The 17,544-nt window shown below is 59.9% G+C and carries 21 protein-coding genes and 1 pseudogene; 6 read left to right on the forward strand and 16 right to left on the reverse strand.

Going from position 1 to position 17,544, the window contains the following annotated elements; translation table 11 throughout:
• Positions 1-3: 3 nt before the first annotated feature.
• Positions 4-849, reverse strand: a complete 846-nt coding sequence (locus B9Z47_RS09520) for an ABC transporter permease (protein WP_108330999.1) — start codon at positions 847-849, stop codon at positions 4-6.
• A complete protein-coding gene (locus B9Z47_RS09525) occupies positions 839-1,804 on the reverse strand; it encodes an ABC transporter permease (protein ID WP_108331000.1) in 966 nt (321 codons plus the stop codon). Before B9Z47_RS09525 ends, B9Z47_RS09520 begins: the two co-directional genes overlap by 11 nt.
• A 43-nt stretch (positions 1,805-1,847) precedes the next feature.
• Here B9Z47_RS09525 and B9Z47_RS09530 point away from each other — a divergent pair, with 43 nt between their 5' ends.
• From B9Z47_RS09530 to B9Z47_RS09550, 5 genes are all read left to right on the forward strand, one after another.
• Positions 1,848-2,921: a P1 family peptidase gene (locus tag B9Z47_RS09530; protein ID WP_108331001.1), complete on the forward strand. Its 1,074-nt coding sequence runs from the start codon at positions 1,848-1,850 to the stop codon at positions 2,919-2,921.
• On the forward strand, positions 2,918-3,547 hold the full coding sequence (locus B9Z47_RS09535; protein ID WP_108331002.1) for a bifunctional 2-polyprenyl-6-hydroxyphenol methylase/3-demethylubiquinol 3-O-methyltransferase UbiG: 630 nt from the start codon (positions 2,918-2,920) through the stop codon (positions 3,545-3,547). The genes B9Z47_RS09530 and B9Z47_RS09535 overlap by 4 nt, the downstream gene beginning before the upstream one ends.
• A 98-nt stretch (positions 3,548-3,645) precedes the next feature.
• Positions 3,646-4,623 carry a Bug family tripartite tricarboxylate transporter substrate binding protein gene (locus B9Z47_RS09540; RefSeq protein WP_369912008.1) on the forward strand — a complete coding sequence of 326 codons (978 nt, stop codon included), beginning with the start codon at positions 3,646-3,648 and terminating at the stop codon, positions 4,621-4,623.
• Positions 4,624-4,809: 186 nt separating this feature from the next.
• Positions 4,810-5,766, forward strand: coding sequence for a thiamine pyrophosphate-dependent enzyme (locus B9Z47_RS09545; protein WP_158271659.1), 957 nt, complete (start codon positions 4,810-4,812; stop codon positions 5,764-5,766).
• Positions 5,763-6,131, forward strand: coding sequence for a cytochrome c (locus B9Z47_RS09550; RefSeq protein WP_158271660.1), 369 nt, complete (start codon positions 5,763-5,765; stop codon positions 6,129-6,131). The genes B9Z47_RS09545 and B9Z47_RS09550 overlap by 4 nt, the downstream gene beginning before the upstream one ends.
• A gap of 27 nt (positions 6,132-6,158) precedes the next feature.
• Here the strand turns inward: B9Z47_RS09550 and B9Z47_RS18925 are convergent.
• The 6 genes and pseudogenes from B9Z47_RS18925 to B9Z47_RS09585 form a co-directional block, all read right to left on the reverse strand.
• Positions 6,159-6,525 (reverse strand): annotated as a pseudogene (locus B9Z47_RS18925) (transposase); the annotation flags it as partial.
• Positions 6,526-6,587: 62 nt separating this feature from the next.
• Entirely contained in the window at positions 6,588-8,030 is a 1,443-nt protein-coding gene (locus B9Z47_RS09565) for a tetratricopeptide repeat protein (protein ID WP_108331006.1), read from the reverse strand.
• Positions 8,030-8,260, reverse strand: coding sequence for a hypothetical protein (locus B9Z47_RS09570; protein WP_108331007.1), 231 nt, complete (start codon positions 8,258-8,260; stop codon positions 8,030-8,032). The genes B9Z47_RS09565 and B9Z47_RS09570 overlap by 1 nt, the downstream gene beginning before the upstream one ends.
• On the reverse strand, positions 8,257-8,910 hold the full coding sequence (locus B9Z47_RS09575) for a hypothetical protein (protein WP_108331008.1): 654 nt from the start codon (positions 8,908-8,910) through the stop codon (positions 8,257-8,259). The genes B9Z47_RS09570 and B9Z47_RS09575 overlap by 4 nt, the downstream gene beginning before the upstream one ends.
• A 41-nt stretch (positions 8,911-8,951) precedes the next feature.
• Positions 8,952-10,085 (reverse strand): hypothetical protein, encoded by a 1,134-nt coding sequence (locus tag B9Z47_RS09580; RefSeq protein WP_108331009.1) that lies wholly within the window; start codon positions 10,083-10,085, stop codon positions 8,952-8,954.
• Between the two features lie 56 nt (positions 10,086-10,141).
• On the reverse strand, positions 10,142-10,552 hold the full coding sequence (locus B9Z47_RS09585) for an HAD-IIIC family phosphatase (RefSeq protein WP_108331010.1): 411 nt from the start codon (positions 10,550-10,552) through the stop codon (positions 10,142-10,144).
• Between the two features lie 88 nt (positions 10,553-10,640).
• On the opposite strand from B9Z47_RS09585, the gene B9Z47_RS09590 reads away from it, so the two are divergent.
• On the forward strand, positions 10,641-12,245 hold the full coding sequence (locus B9Z47_RS09590) for a hypothetical protein (protein ID WP_146185777.1): 1,605 nt from the start codon (positions 10,641-10,643) through the stop codon (positions 12,243-12,245).
• A 9-nt stretch (positions 12,246-12,254) separates the two neighbouring features.
• Here B9Z47_RS09590 and B9Z47_RS09595 read toward each other — a convergent pair whose 3' ends face one another.
• From B9Z47_RS09595 to B9Z47_RS09630, 8 genes are all read right to left on the reverse strand, one after another.
• Complete coding sequence (locus B9Z47_RS09595) at positions 12,255-13,397, reverse strand: FkbM family methyltransferase (protein WP_108331012.1); 1,143 nt, start codon at positions 13,395-13,397, stop codon at positions 12,255-12,257.
• Positions 13,398-13,417: 20 nt separating this feature from the next.
• Positions 13,418-13,666 carry a hypothetical protein gene (locus tag B9Z47_RS09600; protein ID WP_369912013.1) on the reverse strand — a complete coding sequence of 83 codons (249 nt, stop codon included), beginning with the start codon at positions 13,664-13,666 and terminating at the stop codon, positions 13,418-13,420.
• Positions 13,666-13,944, reverse strand: a complete 279-nt coding sequence (locus B9Z47_RS09605) for a hypothetical protein (RefSeq protein WP_158271662.1) — start codon at positions 13,942-13,944, stop codon at positions 13,666-13,668. The genes B9Z47_RS09600 and B9Z47_RS09605 overlap by 1 nt, the downstream gene beginning before the upstream one ends.
• A gap of 63 nt (positions 13,945-14,007) precedes the next feature.
• Entirely contained in the window at positions 14,008-14,337 is a 330-nt protein-coding gene (locus B9Z47_RS09610) for a type II toxin-antitoxin system PemK/MazF family toxin (protein ID WP_108331015.1), read from the reverse strand.
• On the reverse strand, positions 14,324-14,542 hold the full coding sequence (locus tag B9Z47_RS09615; protein ID WP_233253741.1) for an addiction module antitoxin: 219 nt from the start codon (positions 14,540-14,542) through the stop codon (positions 14,324-14,326). Before B9Z47_RS09615 ends, B9Z47_RS09610 begins: the two co-directional genes overlap by 14 nt.
• A gap of 165 nt (positions 14,543-14,707) precedes the next feature.
• Complete coding sequence (locus B9Z47_RS09620; RefSeq protein ID WP_255418452.1) at positions 14,708-15,922, reverse strand: nucleotide sugar dehydrogenase; 1,215 nt, start codon at positions 15,920-15,922, stop codon at positions 14,708-14,710.
• Positions 15,886-16,809: a hypothetical protein gene (locus B9Z47_RS09625; protein ID WP_108331017.1), complete on the reverse strand. Its 924-nt coding sequence runs from the start codon at positions 16,807-16,809 to the stop codon at positions 15,886-15,888. The genes B9Z47_RS09620 and B9Z47_RS09625 overlap by 37 nt, the downstream gene beginning before the upstream one ends.
• Positions 16,806-17,381, reverse strand: coding sequence for a transposase (locus B9Z47_RS09630; protein ID WP_158271663.1), 576 nt, complete (start codon positions 17,379-17,381; stop codon positions 16,806-16,808). Before B9Z47_RS09630 ends, B9Z47_RS09625 begins: the two co-directional genes overlap by 4 nt.
• Positions 17,382-17,544 lie beyond the last annotated feature (163 nt).

Below are 17,544 nucleotides of genomic sequence, written 5' to 3' on the forward strand. Positions count from 1 at the left end.
ACTTCACCTTTGCCGCGCCAGCCGAGGGTCGAGCACATCGCGCAATCCATCGCCCAGCAAATTCAGCCCCAGCACCGCCAGCGCAATGGCCGCGCCCGGGTACACCGCCAGCATGGGGGCCTGGAACATCTGCGACTGCGCTTCATTGAGCATGCGGCCCCAACTGGGTTGCGGCGGCTGCGTGCCCAGGCCCAAATAAGACAAAGCTGCCTCGGCCAGGATGGCGATCGCGAACTGGATGGTCGCCTGCACGATCAGCACGCTGGCGATGTTGGGCAGCACATGCGTGAGTGTGATGGCCAGCGGGCCCTGGCCTGCGGCGCGGGCAGCAGCCGTGTAGTCGCGCGCCCAGACCGCGTTGGCCGCGCCGCGCGAAATGCGGGCAAACACAGGGATGTTGAAAATGCCAATGGCCACAATGCTCACCACCAGGCCTGGCCCATAGATCGCGGTCAGCATGATGGCCGACAACAAAGCCGGAAAGGCGAAGGTGAAGTCCGAGGCCCGCATGATGAGCTCCTCGACCCAGCCGCGCCGCGCCGAGGCCAGCAAACCCAAAGGGACACCCACGCCCAGGCCAATGCCCACCGCAATGAAACCCACCAACAAGGAGTTCTGGCTGCCCACCAAAAGCAAAGACCCAATGTCGCGCCCCAGGCTGTCGGTGCCCAGCCAATGCGCCGCGCTGGGCGAGGCCAATTTGTTGGGAATGTCGATGTCGCCCACCGGGTAAGGCGACCAAAACAAGGACAGCACCGCGCACAGCACCATCAGCAGCACCATGGCCCCACCCGCGACAAAACTCGGGTGGCGCAAAGCGCGTCGCCAGAACGTGTGCTTATCCCGCATGGCCTGCCTTCAATCGCGGATCGATCCACGCATACAGCACGTCGATGCAAAAGTTGATCAGGATGACCAGCGCCGACAGCAACATGACCACATCGCGCACCACGATCAAATCGCGGTTGGCAATGGCCTGAAAAATCAGCCGCCCAATGCCGGGCAGCACAAACACGTTTTCAATCACGATGGCGCTGGTGATCAGATTGCCAAACTGCAGGCCCATCACCGTGAGCACTGGGATCATGGCGTTGCGCAGCACATGGCCCCAGAGCACCTGACGGCGAGACAGGCCTTTGGCCCGGGCGGTACGCACAAAATCCTCACGCAAAGTGTCGAGCACGGCCGAGCGGGTCACCCGCGTCAGAATCGCCGTCTGCACCGCCGCCAGCGCCATGGCGGGCAAGAGCAAAGCCTTCACGCCCTCAATCACCCCGCCGCCATCGTCTTCGGACCAACCCGGAAAACCGCCCGCGCTCACCCACTCCAGGTGCACCGCAAAAAGCAGGATCAAAAGAATGGCCAGCCAGAAATTAGGCAGCGCCAGACCCAGCTGGCTGAGCGTCATCACGCCCACATCGCCCGCCTTGTTTTGCTGTGAAGCAGCGTAAATGCCCAGCGCCAGCGCCAGCGCCACCGTCAGGCCCATGGCCATCACAGCCAAGGGCAGCGTCACCTGCATGCGCTCGGCCATCAACTGGGCCGTGGGGGTGTCGTAAGAAATGCTCATGCCTGTCTGGCCCTGCAGCATGCCGCCCATCCAGCTCAAGTAGCGGGTGGCTGCGGGCTGGTTCAGACCCAGCTTGTCTTCCATAGCAGCGATCGATTCCGGCGTGGCCGTTTCGCCCAAGATCACCTGCGCGGCATTGCCCGGCAGCAACTCCAGCACGGCAAAGACCACGACCGAGGTGGCCAACAGCGTCAATACAAAGCTCAACAGCCGACTCAAAAAAAACAGGGGCACGCGCTATCCTCGGGGTCTGTGAGCAACGATGAAAAGAGTTGAGATGGCATCGCAAACGATTGTAAACAGCGCCCAAGACGCCCTCGTGGGTTCCATCGTGGATGTGCCCGGCCTGCAGGTCGGTCATTTCACACTGAGCGAGCGCCTGACCGGCTGCTCGGTGGTGCTGGCACCCCAAGGCGCGGTGGGTGCGGTGGATGTGCGCGGCGCCGCCCCGGGCACCCGCGAGACCGATTTGCTGGACCCGGCCAATCTGGTCGACAAAGTGCATGCCGTGGTGCTGAGCGGCGGCAGCGCTTTCGGGCTAGACGCCGCCACGGGCGTGGTGCGCTGGCTCGATGAGCAGGGCATCGGTTTTGAAACCGGCTACGGCCGGGTGCCGATCGTGCCTGCCGCCGTGTTGTTTGACTTGCCCGTGGTGCGCCTGGGCGACAACCCGAAAGCCCGGCCCGGCGCAGAAGCAGGTTACGCAGCATGCGAGGCAGCCACAACGGCCCCACCCGCCGCAGGCAATGTGGGCGCGGGCGCAGGGGCTTGCGTGGGCAAACTCTTTGGCTTGGACCGCTGCATGAAAGGCGGCATCGGCAACGCCAGCGTGCGCGTAGGGCCATGGGTAGTCGGTGCCTTGGTGGCCTGCAACGCGGTGGGCGATGTGATCGACCCGGCCACAGGCCAGGTGCTGGCCGGAGCACGCACGGCCAATGGGCACAACTTGCTGGACACCCAACGCGCCTTGCTGGCCGGCGAGCGCGGCAGTCGCCCCCTGCCCGGCACCAACACCACCATTGGCGTGGTCGCCACCAACGCCACCCTCACCAAAGCCCAAGCCAAACGCCTGGCCATGAGCGCGCACGACGGCCTGGCCCGCAGCATCCGCCCGGCGCACACCACGTTGGACGGGGACACCTTGTTTGCCATGGCCACCGGCACTGAAGCCGGTCCAGTGGATTTGATGCTGCTGACCGTGATGGCCGCCGAGGCCACAGCACTGGCCACGGTGGATGCGATTCGACAGGCGTGGGGCATTGAGCTGGCGCATGGGCACTTGCCCTCTGCCCTCGAATTCCGTGCCCCGCTTGCGCAGCCCCCTGAACCCATCCGCAAGGAACACCCGTGACCGCACCCGACAAAATCACCCCCCCCAAAGGCAGCAGCTATTGGGATGACCGTTTCAAGGAAGAAGGCTTTGCCTACGGCAAAGTGGCCAATGACTTTTTGATGGCCTGTGCGCCAAAGCTGCCTCGCGGCAAAGCCCTGTCGCTTGGCGAAGGGGAAGGCCGAAATGCCGTGTTTCTGGCCCAGCTGGGCTTTGAAGTCACCGCCGTTGACTTTTCAGAAGTGGGTTTGCAAAAAGCCCAACGCCTGGCTCGGCAACAGGGCGTCCCGTTGACATGCATCCGTGCTGACCTGGCGGACTTTGACATGGGCACCCAACGATGGGACCTCGTGGTCTCCATCTTTGCGCAACCCGACAGTGCCGTGCGCCAGCGCCTGTACGGTCAATTGGGCCAAAGCCTCAAACCAGGCGGTGCGTTTGTGCTGGAATCCAAAGTCGATCCGGCGGCCTCAGCCCACGACCGTTACCCGGGCGTGAACATTTTGCGGCAGGAAATCGGTGCACTGCGAGTGGTGCATGCACTGGAAGATGAACGCGTTTTGGATGAAGGTCGCTACCACCAAGGACGCCAGCGAACTGCGCAAATTCTGGCTCGACTGGACGGAGCAGACGGCGTGAACAAATAGAGAAAGAGGCGTCAACAAAGCTCACAGCCTGCTGGGGTATTTCCTGACGGACGCGCACTCATGCAATGGTACGGTAGGACACCTTGATCGGAGTGTCCATGACCCAGCTGAAAAGACGAACCTTTCTGGCCAGCGCCTCTTTGATGGGATTGAGTCCCATGAGCATGGCTCAGGCGTCTTACCCGATCAAACCCATACGCTACATCATTCCTGTGCCCGCAGGCGGTGGTGCCGACATGATCGGGCGCGCCACCTGTGAACGGCTGTCCAAATTACTGGGGCAGCCCATCGTCATCGACAACATCTCGGGCGGCGGCGGTGCCATCGCATGCCAGACTGCGGCGCGAGCCCAGCCCGATGGCTACACCCTGATCCAGGCTTATGTGGCCACACACGGCACATCCCCCGCCACCCGCAAACTCCCCTATGACGCACTGAAAGACTTCAGCGCCATCGGCATGATCGGCACGGCACCCAATGTGTTGTGCGTCAATCCCAACGTGCCAGCCAAAGACATCCAAAGTTTTATCCAATATGTGCGCAGCCAACCGGGCAAGCTCGCCTATGGCTCGGCAGGCGCAGGCACACTGACCCACCTGGTGGGCGAACTGTTCAAACTGCAAACCAACACCTTCATGATCCACATCCCTTACCGGGGTGTGGCACCCGCCAACGTGGACTTGATGTCAGGACAAACACAGGCCCTGTTCCCCAGTCTGGCAGGCGCATTGCCCCACATCCGCAGCGGCCGCATGCGTGCCCTGGCAGTGACAGGAAAAACCCGACACGAACTGCTCAAAGATATCCCCACATTTGAAGAGGTCGGGCTGCCTGGCTTTGATGGCGAGCAGTGGTATGGGGTGATGGGACCAGCAGGACTGCCTGAACCTTTGGTCAAGCAAATCAATGAGGCCTTGAACAAAATCCTCACGCAACAAGACTTCAAGGACAAACTGTCCTCCGAGGCCGTGGCCTTGAAGCCCATGACCCCCGGCCATTTTCAGGCTTTCATCAAGTCAGACATCGAACGTTGGACCCAAGTGGCCAAGGACAGAAAGATTGAGCTGGACAGCTGAAGAAAAATCATTCGTGAGGATATCCCGCGGCGTGTTGCCGCGAATGCCTCTCTGAACGAACTGGCGCAAAAACGGTCGGGCCTCAGTTTCGCGTGAATGCAAAGACCAAAAGCCATGCATGTCAGCATGAACTTCCCCAAGACCCACTATTTGAGTTCGCCAGCCACGGCCATTGCCAACGCAGACGTGATCATTGGACTGGAACTTTCCGATTTTTGGGCCACGGTCAATGCCTATACAGACAATAACTCCAATGAAGGGCATGGCACCAACGCGTCACGCATCAAACCTGAAACCAGGCTCATCAGCATCAATTCAGTCGATCTTCTGACCAAATCCAATTACCAAGACTTCCAGCGCTTCCAAGTCGTTGATGTCCAAATGGCTGCCGATGCGCAAACGACTTTGCCCTCCCTGATCGAAGCGGTTCGTTCTGCTTTGCCCGCAGACAAAAAGGATGCCATCGCCAAACGGGGCGAACTCCAGCGCAAAACCTATCAGGAAGATCGGATTCGTACGCGCACTGCCGCAGCGCTGGGTTGGAACGAGAGCCCCATCAGCACAGCTCGATTGGTCATGGAGACTTTTGCAGCTGTCAAGAATGAAGACTGGGCATTGGTAGCCTCAGAAGGCAACGTCAGCAATTGGCCCGTACGGCTTTGGCCCATGGAGAAACATCACCACTGGTTAGGCAGATCAGGGGGTTACGGCGTCGGTTATGGTGCGCCCGCTTCAGTGGGTGCAGCACTGGCCAACCGAGATTTGGGACGTTTTTCGGTCAGTATTCAATCAGATGGTGACTTGATGTTTGCACCGGGCGTCCTTTGGACCGCCGCCAAACACAAAATTCCATTGCTCAGCGTGATGCACAACAACAGGGGCTATCACCAAGAAGTCATGCACCTGCAACGTTTGGCAAATTTCCGAAATCGCAAAGTGAAGTTAGAAGGTGACATGGGCCCCGTGGGCACCAGCATCGAAAACCCCGACATCCAGTACCACGAACTGGCCAAATCGATGGGATGGTGGGCCAAGGGGCCGATCAAGGATCCGGCTCAATTGGCATTTGCGTTGAAGGAAGCCGTGGCCGTGGTCAAGTCTGGCCATCCAGCTTTGTTGAATGTGTGGACTCAACCACGTTGAAGAAAGAGCGCACCATGAAAAAATACACTGTGATGATGTCTTTGGGTGTTGCTCTGATGAGCACGGCTCTCCACCTCAATGCACAAACGATGACAGGCTCTGCCGAAAGTGGCAAACAAGCCTATTTCAAAAATGGTTGCTGGGGGTGTCACGGCTTTGTGGGGCAAGGCGGTATTGCCGGGCCCAAACTGGCCCCTGAACCCAAACCGATTGAATACATACAAGCCTTCGTGAGGCATACCAAAGGGCCCATGCCCCCTTACAGCGAAAAGATCTTGTCCAACCAAGAGTTGGTTGACATCCACGCTTACCTCAAGTCAATTCAAAAAGGGCCGGATTACAAGTCCATCCCTTTGCTGAATTGAGACGCCGAGAAGATCGATCGCGACCTGCGAACTCGATTCGTGGGTTTCGTTGCTGTGCCTCGGGTTGCGGAAGTAGCCACCATCGCTGTCGTCACCGTCTTGGCGGTCTTTGGGCACAAAGCTTTTGTGGCCCGCCCACGCTTGGATCAAGGTGCCATCCACGCTGCAGTGTTCGCCCGAGAGCAGTTGCCGTTCATCGGCCTGCGCCACGAATTTGTTCCATGCGCATTCGCTCGGAACGCACGCTGTAGAGCACCTCGCAAAGCATGGCGCGCAACAACTTCTCGGGTGCAACGCTGGGACGACCGCCTTTGAAGTCGGCTTCATACATGTTGGCGAACAAGTCGTTCGTGGCCACCAAGGCCTTGTTGACCAAGCAGCCTGCTAGCCGCAGGCCACAACAGCAAACAGACCAGGGTTTGAACTGACCCCCAGAAATAATCAATGGGCGTTGGGCTACAAGGCGCTGCCAGACGAAAGGTGCATGCTGTGTCTTTCACAGAACAACTCCCCAGCAACTGCCCTCACCCTCATACCCATTGCCACGGCTTCGCGCGCAGTCAATCCACTGCTGTAGGGAAAAGTGTCGAACATCCAATCATGGCGACCCAAGATCTGCAAAGCTTCACGGTGGCTTTGCGGACACACAAACTCCACCGATGCCCCCGGCCCCAAGCCCTCGAGCACCCGATCGCGCACGCGCTCGTAACGGTACTGGTGATGCACCAAGCGCTTTGTTCCCGGCACCTTGGCTAACCATGCCAAAAAGGCACGCGAGAGCTTGGCCGGATTGGAAAACACCACCGGCACAGGGCTGCGGTGCATGCTGGCCGAAGGCATGTAGGCCGGAGGCGTGTAGCTCGCATAACCTCCCGGAATGTTCACCAGAGGCTCGCTGTAGAGCCTCTGCAGGGACAGCGGCGACTGCCACTCGTCACCGATCCAGCCATCGAAACACCGCAGGCCAGTGGTCAGGCTCTGCCCACCCACCCACTTGAACATCTGCCGCGCCGGCTTGACCGACAGGGCGCGCAGCGCCACCGGATCCATCCAGCCCCCCAAGTCATAAAGGACATCGATGTCTGCGGCATGGATACGCCGTGCCAACAGATCCGCCGGCAGTTCTTGCACGTCATGCCATTCATGGGCCAGTTCACGAAAAGCCTGCGAAGCCCAGTCGTTCTTGTGACCACGGCTGAACACCACCAAGTCGCTGCCACGCGCCACATGGCGCCAGCCTGCAATCGTCAGAAAATACACCGGCGACGCACAGAAAAGCGGCGAAATCAGTGCCACACGCGGACGCCCGCCCTGCGGCCCCGCACGTCTGGGGCCGGGTGGCCCCAAGGGTGGCAAGCCCAGATCAGCCTGCAGATGCCGAGCCGAAAATCGGCACACCGCATCACTGAGCGTCTGCGCTGACACATTGCGGTCATACACATTGGCCATCAGCGTGGTCAGCTGCGCATCCACACCATGCACCGGATGATTAAGCAGGCCGTGGGCCCAGCCAATGGCCTGCAAGGGCATGCCAAACACATTGATGGCCAGGTCAGCGCGGCTGAGCAAGGCATCGGCATGGTCGGGCTGCCAGCGCAAAGCCTGAACATAAGCCGCATCCGCGTCCTCGTGCTGACGCAAGGCCTTCAAGGCATGGCCCCGCAGCACCTGGGTAGCTGCCGACGGCGGCCCCAGCCGCAAGGCCTCGGTGGCAGCCTGCAGCGCCTGCTGCGCCTGGCCCCGTGCCAGGCGACACACGGCCAGGTGGTGATGCAGCTTTGGCAGGCCGGGTGCCAGCGCCAGCGCCTGCAGCAAACATCGCTCAGCGGCAGACCAATCGGCCTTGGCCAGAAACTGCTGTGCCTGCGCCAGCCAATGCGCCACACCAGGCTCCGCCATCAATGCACCTGCCGGCTTGCGCCATCGTGCGGCTGCGACAGCTGCGACAGCTGCGCGGGCGTAGCCGCCGACGCCAAGCCCCAGCCAGCCTGCTCCAGAGAGGCCAGGCACTGCCCGGTCATGGCCCGCGTCAGCCACAGGCGATACTCCTGCTGCGCAGACGTCAACAGGCGCAACAACACCCTGTCCTCCTTCAACACATAACTCGTGTGCAGCTGCCGAACGTTCATGCAAACATTGCCAACAACTGCTGGTCAAGCACACGGCCACCCAGCCCCTGCCGCACCCGTGCACGAAACAGACGCCGATCGTCTGGACTGACCGCCGAACGTTCCTTATTCCAATCGACCTCGACCAACACACTCTGCGGCTCATACACCAGACGGTCCTGCGCTTGCGCAATCAGGGTCAGCTCGACATCGGCAAAGTGACTGCGGTAGCCCGGAAAAAAGAAACTGTCACCATACACCTGCGCCACCCAGTCGCGCCGCGCCAAACCAAAGGCCGCCAGTGCCCCGCCCCACTTGCCATCGTTGAAGGCCAGTAAGCCCCCCTGACCCTGCGCCAGCGCGGCCAGTGCGAGCTGCAGCCAGCCCCGGCCGGCAAACGCATCCTGTGCCATGTAGCCCAGCCAAGTGCTGTGCGAATGCGCATACACGGCATTGACCACAGAGACAAAACCTCGACGCTTTGCGTCATGCACCGCCACCAGCAAGCCCTCGGCAGGCAGCAAACCGGCGCGCTGCACAGCCATATCCACACTGCGCCGAGCCTGCTCCAGATCGGTGTAGGGCAGCACCATCAGGGCCCCCGCCGTGCGCAGACGGTGTGCCGCCGAGGCAATGGCCTCGGCCTCAAGCCAAAGCGGCTGCAAGGCCATAGGCCAACCCTTTCAAAGCGACGCTGTCGTCCATACCGGACTCAGGCGAACTTGATCTCGCTGGGCGTGATGCTGCGCAAATGCTTCTGCACCCAGGGTTTTGACTGCGTCTGACCCAGGTAAAGATTGCGGTAATTAACCCAGCACGCCGCCAGCCAGGCCGACTGCGTTCGGTGGGCCACATCCTTCATTTCGCGCAACAGCTTCTGGTGCACATTGAGCTCGCGTTCACGCTCGGGCAATGCCAGGCGCAGCGCCTTAAAGTCTTGGCCCTGCGAGCGCAAAAACACCGGCAGCAGCATCTGCACCATCAGCTGCACATAGGACGCCGCCGACTCTGCAGAGCCCACCGGCAAGGGCGCATGCAACTCGTCGCGTAACGCCGCAGGCATGCGCTTGTCGGCCGTGGTCAGCACCTTGCGCAGCCAGGGCAGATAAGCCGCCCAGAACTGCGGCGTGCCCACCACCATAGGTGCTGTGCAATACAGCGACGAAGGCGTGATGCTGCCCAACAGCGCCACTGGCAGCCCAGCCGCCTCGAAAAATGCCTGCGCCAGCACCTGCAAACGCGGCAGCTGCACCTGCGTCTGCAGCCAGGGGTTGTGGAAGACCGCCTCCTGCGCAGTGTCCGCGCACGAAAAATACACATCCGCACCCGGCTGCTGCTCGATCAGCCGCACCCAGTCGGCCCCAGCCATCCCGGTCTGCTCGGCAAACCGCCACGACACCGCGCCCCACAACAAGGCCCCCTGAGTAGCGTCGTTCGTCTGCAGCTGGGTCCACACCGTCAGGCCCAGCTCCTTCGGTGCCACACGGCTGACATCGAGCGGATAAAACGAAGCGTCAAGGAGCTCGCGCTGCCAAGGCTCCACATACATCTGAAACACCCGAATCGGCGAAGCCAGCGCCCGCGGCGGCTGTTTGGCCAGCTTGCGCTCGAGCGCCTGGTCGACCCCCGGCGTGGGCAGCGACCCCTGCACCAAACCCGGCGCTGACTTGGGCGCACGACGCCGCTTGGTGGCCAGCTTAGGCTGCTCAGCTTTCGACTCAACAATGGGCGGCGGCGTGTTGGCAACCACAGCAGCCGCCTTGCGGGGACTGCGGCTCTTACGCGGGGTACCAGCCACGGCAACTGCAACGGCCTCGGCAACGGCGGCTTTCTTACGGGTGGCCATGTCGGTCAACTTTCTTGGTCAAAACAAACGTGTACGAAACAAACATTGCCCCAGGCTCACAGCCCATGTGCCGGCACTTGCGCCGGCTCTTGCACATGCTCGCGTGCCAGCAAGGCCAGCAGCTGCGGGTGGTCCAGTGTCAGAAACTCTGAAGGCCGAATCGCCTTGTCGTCCACATAAAACCCCTCGTGCCCGCACCAAGGCTTGCCCACATGAATCTCGTCATAAGGCACGTTGTGGCGTTGCAGCCAGTCAACGATCACGGGTAAGGTGTGCGCGTTGATGTGCCCCACCGACGACGCAAAAGTCTGCATGTTGCGAGCGGTATAGATCACGATGGCAAAGCCCTGCCGCTTGTACTCCCACAAGCGATCCACCACATCGGTCCGGCACACCTTCAGGGCATAAGGCACATCCTTTTGATCCACCGTCAAGGTTCCATCCAGATCCAACACTAAGCGACGCATGGGTTGCCTTTTTTCAATTTTGTAATTTTAGATGCTATAAACGTCAATACTATCAGTGAAAATACAAAATCACTTCGCCACCTCCTGCATGAGCCCATCCCCACGCCCCGCCCGTGCCCTCAAGGCCTTGAGCAGAAATCCCCGGCGCCGCTTTGTGGCCGGGTTTTCGGTGCTTTTCAACGAACGGGTTGACTTTTTACCGCAGCTGATCAGCAACTTTTTGCTGCATGTGCCCGATGCCGCCTTGGTCATCAACGCCTCTGAGCCAATGCTCGAAGCATTTATGGAGCGGCACGCCCACGAAGTGAGCGAACCCCGGCGCGTCTTTCTGCTGCGGGCCGACCGCCCCCGTTCCCACTGGGGCGCCACCCTCATGCTGGCCCACTTGTCAAGCTACCGGGCCGCCCGCGAGTCCTTGCAGTTCACGCACTTTGGCACACTGGCCTCCAACAGCCTGTTCACGCACCCCCTGCAACTGCAAGACTGCATCGAGGCACTGGCGCAAGCGCCCAGTCAGCACCAGCCCGGCTACCCCTACCCTGGCCCAGACCATCCCGACCAGCGTGCCCTGTTTCCGGCCTTTCACAACCTGCTTCGTCCCGAGGTGGACCAGCTCTACCCCAATGAAATCGAAGGATTTTTCACGGGCACCGACAACTGGGACCTGATGCTGGGCTACGAACACCGCCTGGTAGAACTGCAGGCTGCATACGAAAAAGCCGAGCCCGGCGTGCGGCTAGCGGTCGAAGAATTTTTTCCAGCCCAGGTAGTGTGCGGGCTGGGTGACAAGCGCTTCATCAATGTGCACACCCGTTGGTTTGATGCCAACAGCTACACACCCCACATCAAGCGACAGGTTTCGGTCAATGGCCTGCTGGCACTGGGCGCGCGACCTCGCCACCAGGGCATCAAATGGTTCACACGCCACCCCGAACACCCCATGACCGTGTCGGTATGCGAGCCCGAAACGGCACAGCTGCTGCACCAGATGCAGCAGCTGTGCGATTCGGCGTCTCCCACTCGGCAAATGGCGCTTTATGCCCTGGCCATGGGCCTGAGCGAGCACATGGCCCAACAATTGCTGCAAGCGGGCCGCCAGCACCAAGCCCTTGACGCGCTGGCACTGCCCGAAGACTGGCGCTTTGACACCATTGAGCCGGTGGACCGGCAATGGCGCGAAATCCCGATGGGCGGACCGGTGTCCTACCTGTTTCATGAAAAACTGCCCGGTACCACCACCCATCTGCAGTTTGCACACGTGCGCCAAGGCCATCGGTCGGCCATGCAGGTGCGTGTGCGCGTGAACAGCGACCTGCCGGGGCCCGCTGCATCACCGCGCCTGTTGTCGTTTTGGTATCTGCCGCTGAGCCTGCCAGTGACCAGCCACAACCTGAGCCTGACGCTGCAGATCCACGCCTGCAACACCAGCGACCAAACGCGCGACCAGCTCTTTAAATACTGCGCACTGCTGCACCAGCGTGCGTTCACGCTGTTACAGGCCACCGCCCACGCGCACGGGCGCTACCTGTTTTGCATCCAACCCGAACGCGAAGACAGCGCCCCGCTGGACGAACAGGTACGCATCGGCATTGCGCTGCACGAAAACGTGGAATTCACCTTCTCGATCGAGGTGCATGTCTCCCCCCACAGCGGCGCAGACCCGACCCTTGCCGCCGCCGTGCCAGGCCAATGAGGCCAAGGCTCAGAGGTTCATGACGCGCATGATCTGCTCGAACACCGGGCGACGTGCCTCATCGACCAGGTCGGGCTTTCTGGCGAAATAGGCATTGACTTCGACCAGATCCTGGTCGAAGTTCATCTGCGGCCGCACCGCGCACAGCATCATGCCGTGCAGCGCCATCAGGGCCACCAAGTCATGCAGCAGCTTCTGCCCATGGTAGATGGGGTAAAAGTGCGCCTCGACCTCGAGCACCAGAATGTCGTTCAGGGTATCGCCGAAGCCCTGCAAGATCTCGTACTCGTAGCCCTGCACATCGATCTTGACAAAGTCAGGACGCGGCGCCTGTCCGGACAACATCAGGCGGTCGTAACGCTCGACCGCAATGGTGTGATCACGCACCTCGCGAAACCAGTCGGCAATGCGGTACCTGGCCAGAAACGGCGTGTTGGGCTGGTACACCGAAGAACACCCCGGATGCGCCGTCTCATGCAACACCACCTGACCACTGTGGTTGGACAAGCCCACCTCCAGCACCCGCAAACCAGGGTACATCGACCGCAGGCGAGCGGCTTCCACCGCCGATGGTTCGAACATCAGCACCTGAATGCGACTGCCCTGGCCCGCATAAGGTTCCCAGGCGTGGTGCAAACCAAAAGCCGCGCCGATATCGATCACATTGACCGGATGGTCCAGAGGCGCAGCCGTCACGGGGCCGCCTCCGAGCCACTCGAAGTCTTCGATCACCACGCTGGCACCAGAGCCCGCGTAGACGCCCTGCCCGCCCTGCATCAAACCAAGAGACAAGCTGGGGTGAAACGAGTTGTAGGCCACGGTCATGACCAGAGCGCCCGTGGGTGTGGTGCTGACCTCAAATTCGGGCAGGAACAGCGCACGCACCTTCGGGTCGGGCACATGCACCCTGCCTTGCGCGTCCACCGCCACGAGGCACAGCCCGCCCCAAAGGTTGACATACAGACTGCGCGGCTCTTGTGCCTCAGGAAAGCGAAAGCGCACCCGAAAGTGCACGCGCTGGCGGTTGAACGCCTCGCCGCTCAGACGCAGCAACTGCCAATCGGGATGCGCGCCCTCGGTGAACCGGGCGTGACCATCCTCACCGATGGCCAGGGCCCCCGAATGGGGCACAGTGAATTCATTGAGGGTCATGGTGTCAGTTCCAGTAAGGGTTAGATGCCCACCACAGGGTAGGCCGTGATAGGCGACTCGCGCCTGTTGATCATGTCCAGTTCTGGCGGTACCAGCCTGAATGTCCCCCGCTGCGCCAAATCGTAACGCGCCCAGCTGCGGGCAAACACTTTGCTTTTCCAGTTCACCACCCGCTCACGCAAGGCGTCATTGGCCAACATCTCGCCAGCCTGCGGATGCCCCAACAGACGCACCGTGTCAAAGTAATGCCTCGCATACCGATCCGGCATCACCGACTCTGCAGGCCGATGAAATTCGGCGTGCAATATCGTGGCTTTTTCCCAAAACGTAGCTCCAGCGCCAAAACAAGCACCTGGCATTGCCAATCAGCAAACAGACCCTCGTAGCTCTGGGCCAGCAATGGCAAAACCTGGTGTGTTTCTGTTGGCTGCTGATCGGTCAGGCTACCAAATTCCAGTTTGACCGCTTGGCGCACGTAATCAAACCCCAATAATTGCGTGCACGGGTAAGCAAAAAACACGACTGGCGACTTGGTGTCCGCGTCCATCACAAACCGAAGCCACGAACCATTCATTGATTGCCCCAAGGCCTGCGTGACCGCGGCTTCTGCTCACACCAAAGCCAAACCCAAATGAATTCGAATGGCGTCTTCAATCGCTTGCATATCCGACTTACTCACAGCGCCAAGTTGCCCCTTCAGTCGCGCTTTGTCTGACGCCATGATTTGATCTGCCATGGCCTTGCTGCTCTGGCCATCCATCGTTACCAAGGCTTCACCTGGATATTGCTTTCCAGTGTTCGACGTCAATGGCACCACCACAACGCGTGCCAGGTTTCTGTTCGCTGCGTCATTACTGACAATAACAGCCGGTCGAGTTTTGCGGATCTCTGTGCCTATAGCAGGATCAAACTCAACCCACCAAACCTCACCGCGTTTCACTCTGCATATCCTTTGCCAAAGCATTGCACCATTCATGTGCCTCTGCTTCTCTGGCTGTGTCGGCGGCCATGGCACGGTAGCCATCATCCAAACATGTATCCAAAACATGTGGGCGGAGCAAATCCTCAATGAACTGGCTCATTCGACGCTTACCGATGGTTCGGTATAGCCCGTCATAAACCACTTCATCCAAAGTAATGGTCATTCGCTTGTGCATAAAAGACCCTTTAAAGCGTTATACGTACAGTGCATTGTATGGCACGGTCATGCCCACAACAACAAAAAAGGCCTCGCGCCTGCTTAGCTCGAAGCCTTAAAAAGTCTCTCAGGGTGGCTAGATTAAATTGGCCTGCTGCATCGCCAATGCCGCTCAAGCATCCCCCCCAAACAAATCCCGCGTGTACACCTTGTCTGCCACATCGGCCAAGTCAGCTGTGGAGCGGTTGGCGACGATGACGTCGGCTTGGGCTTTGAAGGCGGCCAGGTCGTTGACGACGCGGGAGCGGAAGAAATCGGGCTCTTGCAGCACGGGCTCGTACACGATCACCTCCACCCCCTTGGCTTTCAGGCGCTTCATGATGCCTTGCACGCTGCTGGCGCGGAAGTTGTCGCTGCCGGCCTTCATGACCAAACGGTAAATGCCCACCACCTTGGGGTTGCGCTTGAGGATGTCGAACGCCACAAAGTCCTTGCGCGTGGTGTTGGCCTCGACGATGGCCTGGATCAGGTTTTGCGGCACCGTGCTGTAGTTGGCCAGCAGCTGCTTGGTGTCTTTGGGCAGGCAATAGCCGCCATAGCCAAAGCTGGGGTTGTTGTAGTGGCTGCCGATGCGCGGGTCCAGGCTCACGCCGTCGATGATCTGCCGCGTGTCCAGCCCGTGGGTGGCGGCATAGGTGTCCAGCTCATTGAAGAAGGCCACACGCATGGCCAAGTAGGTGTTGGCAAAAAGCTTGATGGCCTCGGCCTCTGTGCTGTCGGTCAGCAACACAGGCACGTCTTTTTTAAGCGCGGCTTGCAACAGCAGATCGGCAAAACGCTTCGCCCGCTCACTGCGCTCGCCCACCACAATGCGGCTGGGGTACAGGTTGTCGTGCAGCGCCTTGCCCTCGCGCAAAAACTCGGGGCTGAACATCAGGCGGTCGGTGCTGTACTTCTGGCGCATCTGCGCGGTAAAGCCCACCGGCACCGTGCTCTTGATCACCATCAGCGCCTGCGGGTTGATGGCCATCACATCCTCAATCACCGCGGTCACCGATTGGGTGTTGAAGTAATTGGTCTGAGGGTCGTAATACGTGGGCGTGGCAATCACCACAAACTCTGCCCCCGCATAGGCCTCGGCCTTGTCCAGCGTGGCGCGCAGCTTCAGGCGCTTGCCCGCAAAAAAGACCTCGATCTCCGCGTCTGCTAGAGGCGACTCGCGCCGGTTGATCATGTCCACCTTGGCGGGCACGATGTCCAAGGCCACCACCTCGTGCTCTTGCGACAGCAAGGTGGCCATGGACAAGCCCACGTAGCCGGTTCCGGCAACGGCGATTTTGGTGCGATCGGTCAAAACGAGGTCTGCCACCTCGGTCCGTTCATCCAAGGCAGGTGCTGTTTGCACCAGTCCGGCCGGGCCACTTGCTGCAGATACAAATTGCGGTAATTTCGCCAGGCAGTCAGCAGCAGTGTGCTTTGCTCAAGAATGGCTTTGTCTTTGAGCTGTGCCAAGACGCGGATGTGTTCATTGAGTTCGGCCTCGCGCGCGGGCAAGCGCACCTGGCGCGTGCGCAAATGGCGTCCGACCGTGGCCAGAAACAAAGGCAAAAGACGCTCCACAATGAAGGGGACATATGTGGCGCGATGGTGCAAACCCGTGGGGTCCGCGCTGTTGTGCAATTGCCGCTTGATTGATGGCTGCACTCTGGGCTCTGCCACTTGCAGCGTGGACTTTACAAAAGGCAGATACAGCTGCCAAAACTTTTGTGAACCTACAAAGTAATTGGCCGTCGAATACTGGTGCGAGGCTTCTGGCTGAAACAAGTGTCCAGAGTCGTAACCTGAAGCTTTGAGCACTGCCGCTGCCACACTCATCAGGCCTGGATGCGAGATCTCTCCCTGCATCCAGCCATTGTCATAAAGCCCCTCACTCAGCGGCGCCACATTGGTGTAGAACAGGTCCACGCCGGGCTCTGCCGTGACGGCATCCAGCCATTGCTGGCCTGTCAGCCCGGTTTTTTGGTTAAACCGCCAAGACACAGCCCCCCAAGCCTGCAATTGTTTAACGTCGGCCCTTTGCGCTAGACGCTCAAACACCCCAAATTCCAACCGCTCATCGTCCACCTGCCGGTTGTCATAGGCGATGAAACTTGGGTCCAGCTTTTGCAGCTGGTCATTTTTAAAGTAGATCTGAAATACCTGGACACCTTGCGCGCCCCCCGGCTTGTGGTGCGCCTCAGGTGTGCCATGGCCCCTTTGCGGGCCAGTCTTCAAGCTAACACCTCAGCGTTGTGCAAGGCCTTGCTGTCTGTTGGGTGAGCCACGGCTTTCGCTTGCACCGTGGAATCCACGATCACGCGAGTCAATTCCTTCTTGGCAATCAACTTGAGGGTAACCGCCACCTCCATGGTGCGGGCCAGCAGTTCATCCACGCCTTCTTCGCCCAGAACTTTACGGAAGCGCCCCAGGTGTGTGGGGTCGCACGGCGACTGGTGTTCGAAATACTCATTGTCAGAAAAGTACTGCCAAGTGGGTGTCTCGACCCAGCGCTGGATCACGTCCTCGTAACTTCCGTTGAACGCATGCTTGAGGTAAAGCAGCGCCACCATCAGCCGGGTGGGTAGACGAGGCTGACCGGCATTGGAGACGCCGCCACAGGCAACGGCCGAGACGGGACCAAACAAGTCCTGATCCTCGATCTTCTTGCCGGCCTTGACTTGACGGGCCCAGCGCTGGGCGAGGGAGGCTTTTATCTCTTGCCAAGGCATGCTGTTGGCCAGCACCGCAAGCGGATGGCGCAAAGCAATCACCTGGTCTAGGTGGTTGTGGAAAAAGTCAACGGTCAAGGCGCTGCTTTCAAAAACTCCCAGAAAAACAGGCGTCATTGGATATCTATTTGAGAGTTCTAACCATCCAGATTCACCCTAGACCATCAGCATTCATGCGGGTTTCAGGGATTTTGCAGGAGCGACGACTTAAATTTTTTTTGTAACAGCCAAATCTTCAGCA

The sequence above is a fragment of the Limnohabitans sp. 2KL-1 genome (assembly GCF_003063435.1).
Classification (GTDB): Bacteria; Pseudomonadota; Gammaproteobacteria; order Burkholderiales; family Burkholderiaceae_C; genus Limnohabitans_A.

Bases quoted from the DNA above. Each gene is read 5' to 3' on its own strand.
- B9Z47_RS09575 (WP_108331008.1), bottom strand. From the start codon at position 8,910: ATGGCCTTGCAGCCGCTTTGGCTTGAGGCCGAGGCCATTGCCTCGGCG.
- B9Z47_RS09570 (WP_108331007.1), bottom strand. From the start codon at position 8,260: ATGAACGTTCGGCAGCTGCACACGAGTTATGTGTTGAAGGAGGACAGG.
- B9Z47_RS09520 (WP_108330999.1), bottom strand. From the start codon at position 849: ATGCGGGATAAGCACACGTTCTGGCGACGCGCTTTGCGCCACCCGAGT.
- B9Z47_RS09600 (WP_369912013.1), bottom strand. From the start codon at position 13,666: ATGCCGGATCGGTATGCGAGGCATTACTTTGACACGGTGCGTCTGTTG.
- B9Z47_RS09615 (WP_233253741.1), bottom strand. From the start codon at position 14,542: ATGACCATTACTTTGGATGAAGTGGTTTATGACGGGCTATACCGAACC.
- B9Z47_RS09595 (WP_108331012.1), bottom strand. From the start codon at position 13,397: ATGACCCTCAATGAATTCACTGTGCCCCATTCGGGGGCCCTGGCCATC.
- B9Z47_RS09590 (WP_146185777.1), top strand. From the start codon at position 10,641: ATGAGCCCATCCCCACGCCCCGCCCGTGCCCTCAAGGCCTTGAGCAGA.
- B9Z47_RS09585 (WP_108331010.1), bottom strand. From the start codon at position 10,552: ATGCGTCGCTTAGTGTTGGATCTGGATGGAACCTTGACGGTGGATCAA.
- B9Z47_RS09565 (WP_108331006.1), bottom strand. From the start codon at position 8,030: ATGGCGGAGCCTGGTGTGGCGCATTGGCTGGCGCAGGCACAGCAGTTT.
- B9Z47_RS09540 (WP_369912008.1), top strand. From the start codon at position 3,646: ATGACCCAGCTGAAAAGACGAACCTTTCTGGCCAGCGCCTCTTTGATG.
- B9Z47_RS09605 (WP_158271662.1), bottom strand. From the start codon at position 13,944: ATGGACGCGGACACCAAGTCGCCAGTCGTGTTTTTTGCTTACCCGTGC.
- B9Z47_RS09530 (WP_108331001.1), top strand. From the start codon at position 1,848: ATGGCATCGCAAACGATTGTAAACAGCGCCCAAGACGCCCTCGTGGGT.
- B9Z47_RS09580 (WP_108331009.1), bottom strand. From the start codon at position 10,085: ATGGCCACCCGTAAGAAAGCCGCCGTTGCCGAGGCCGTTGCAGTTGCC.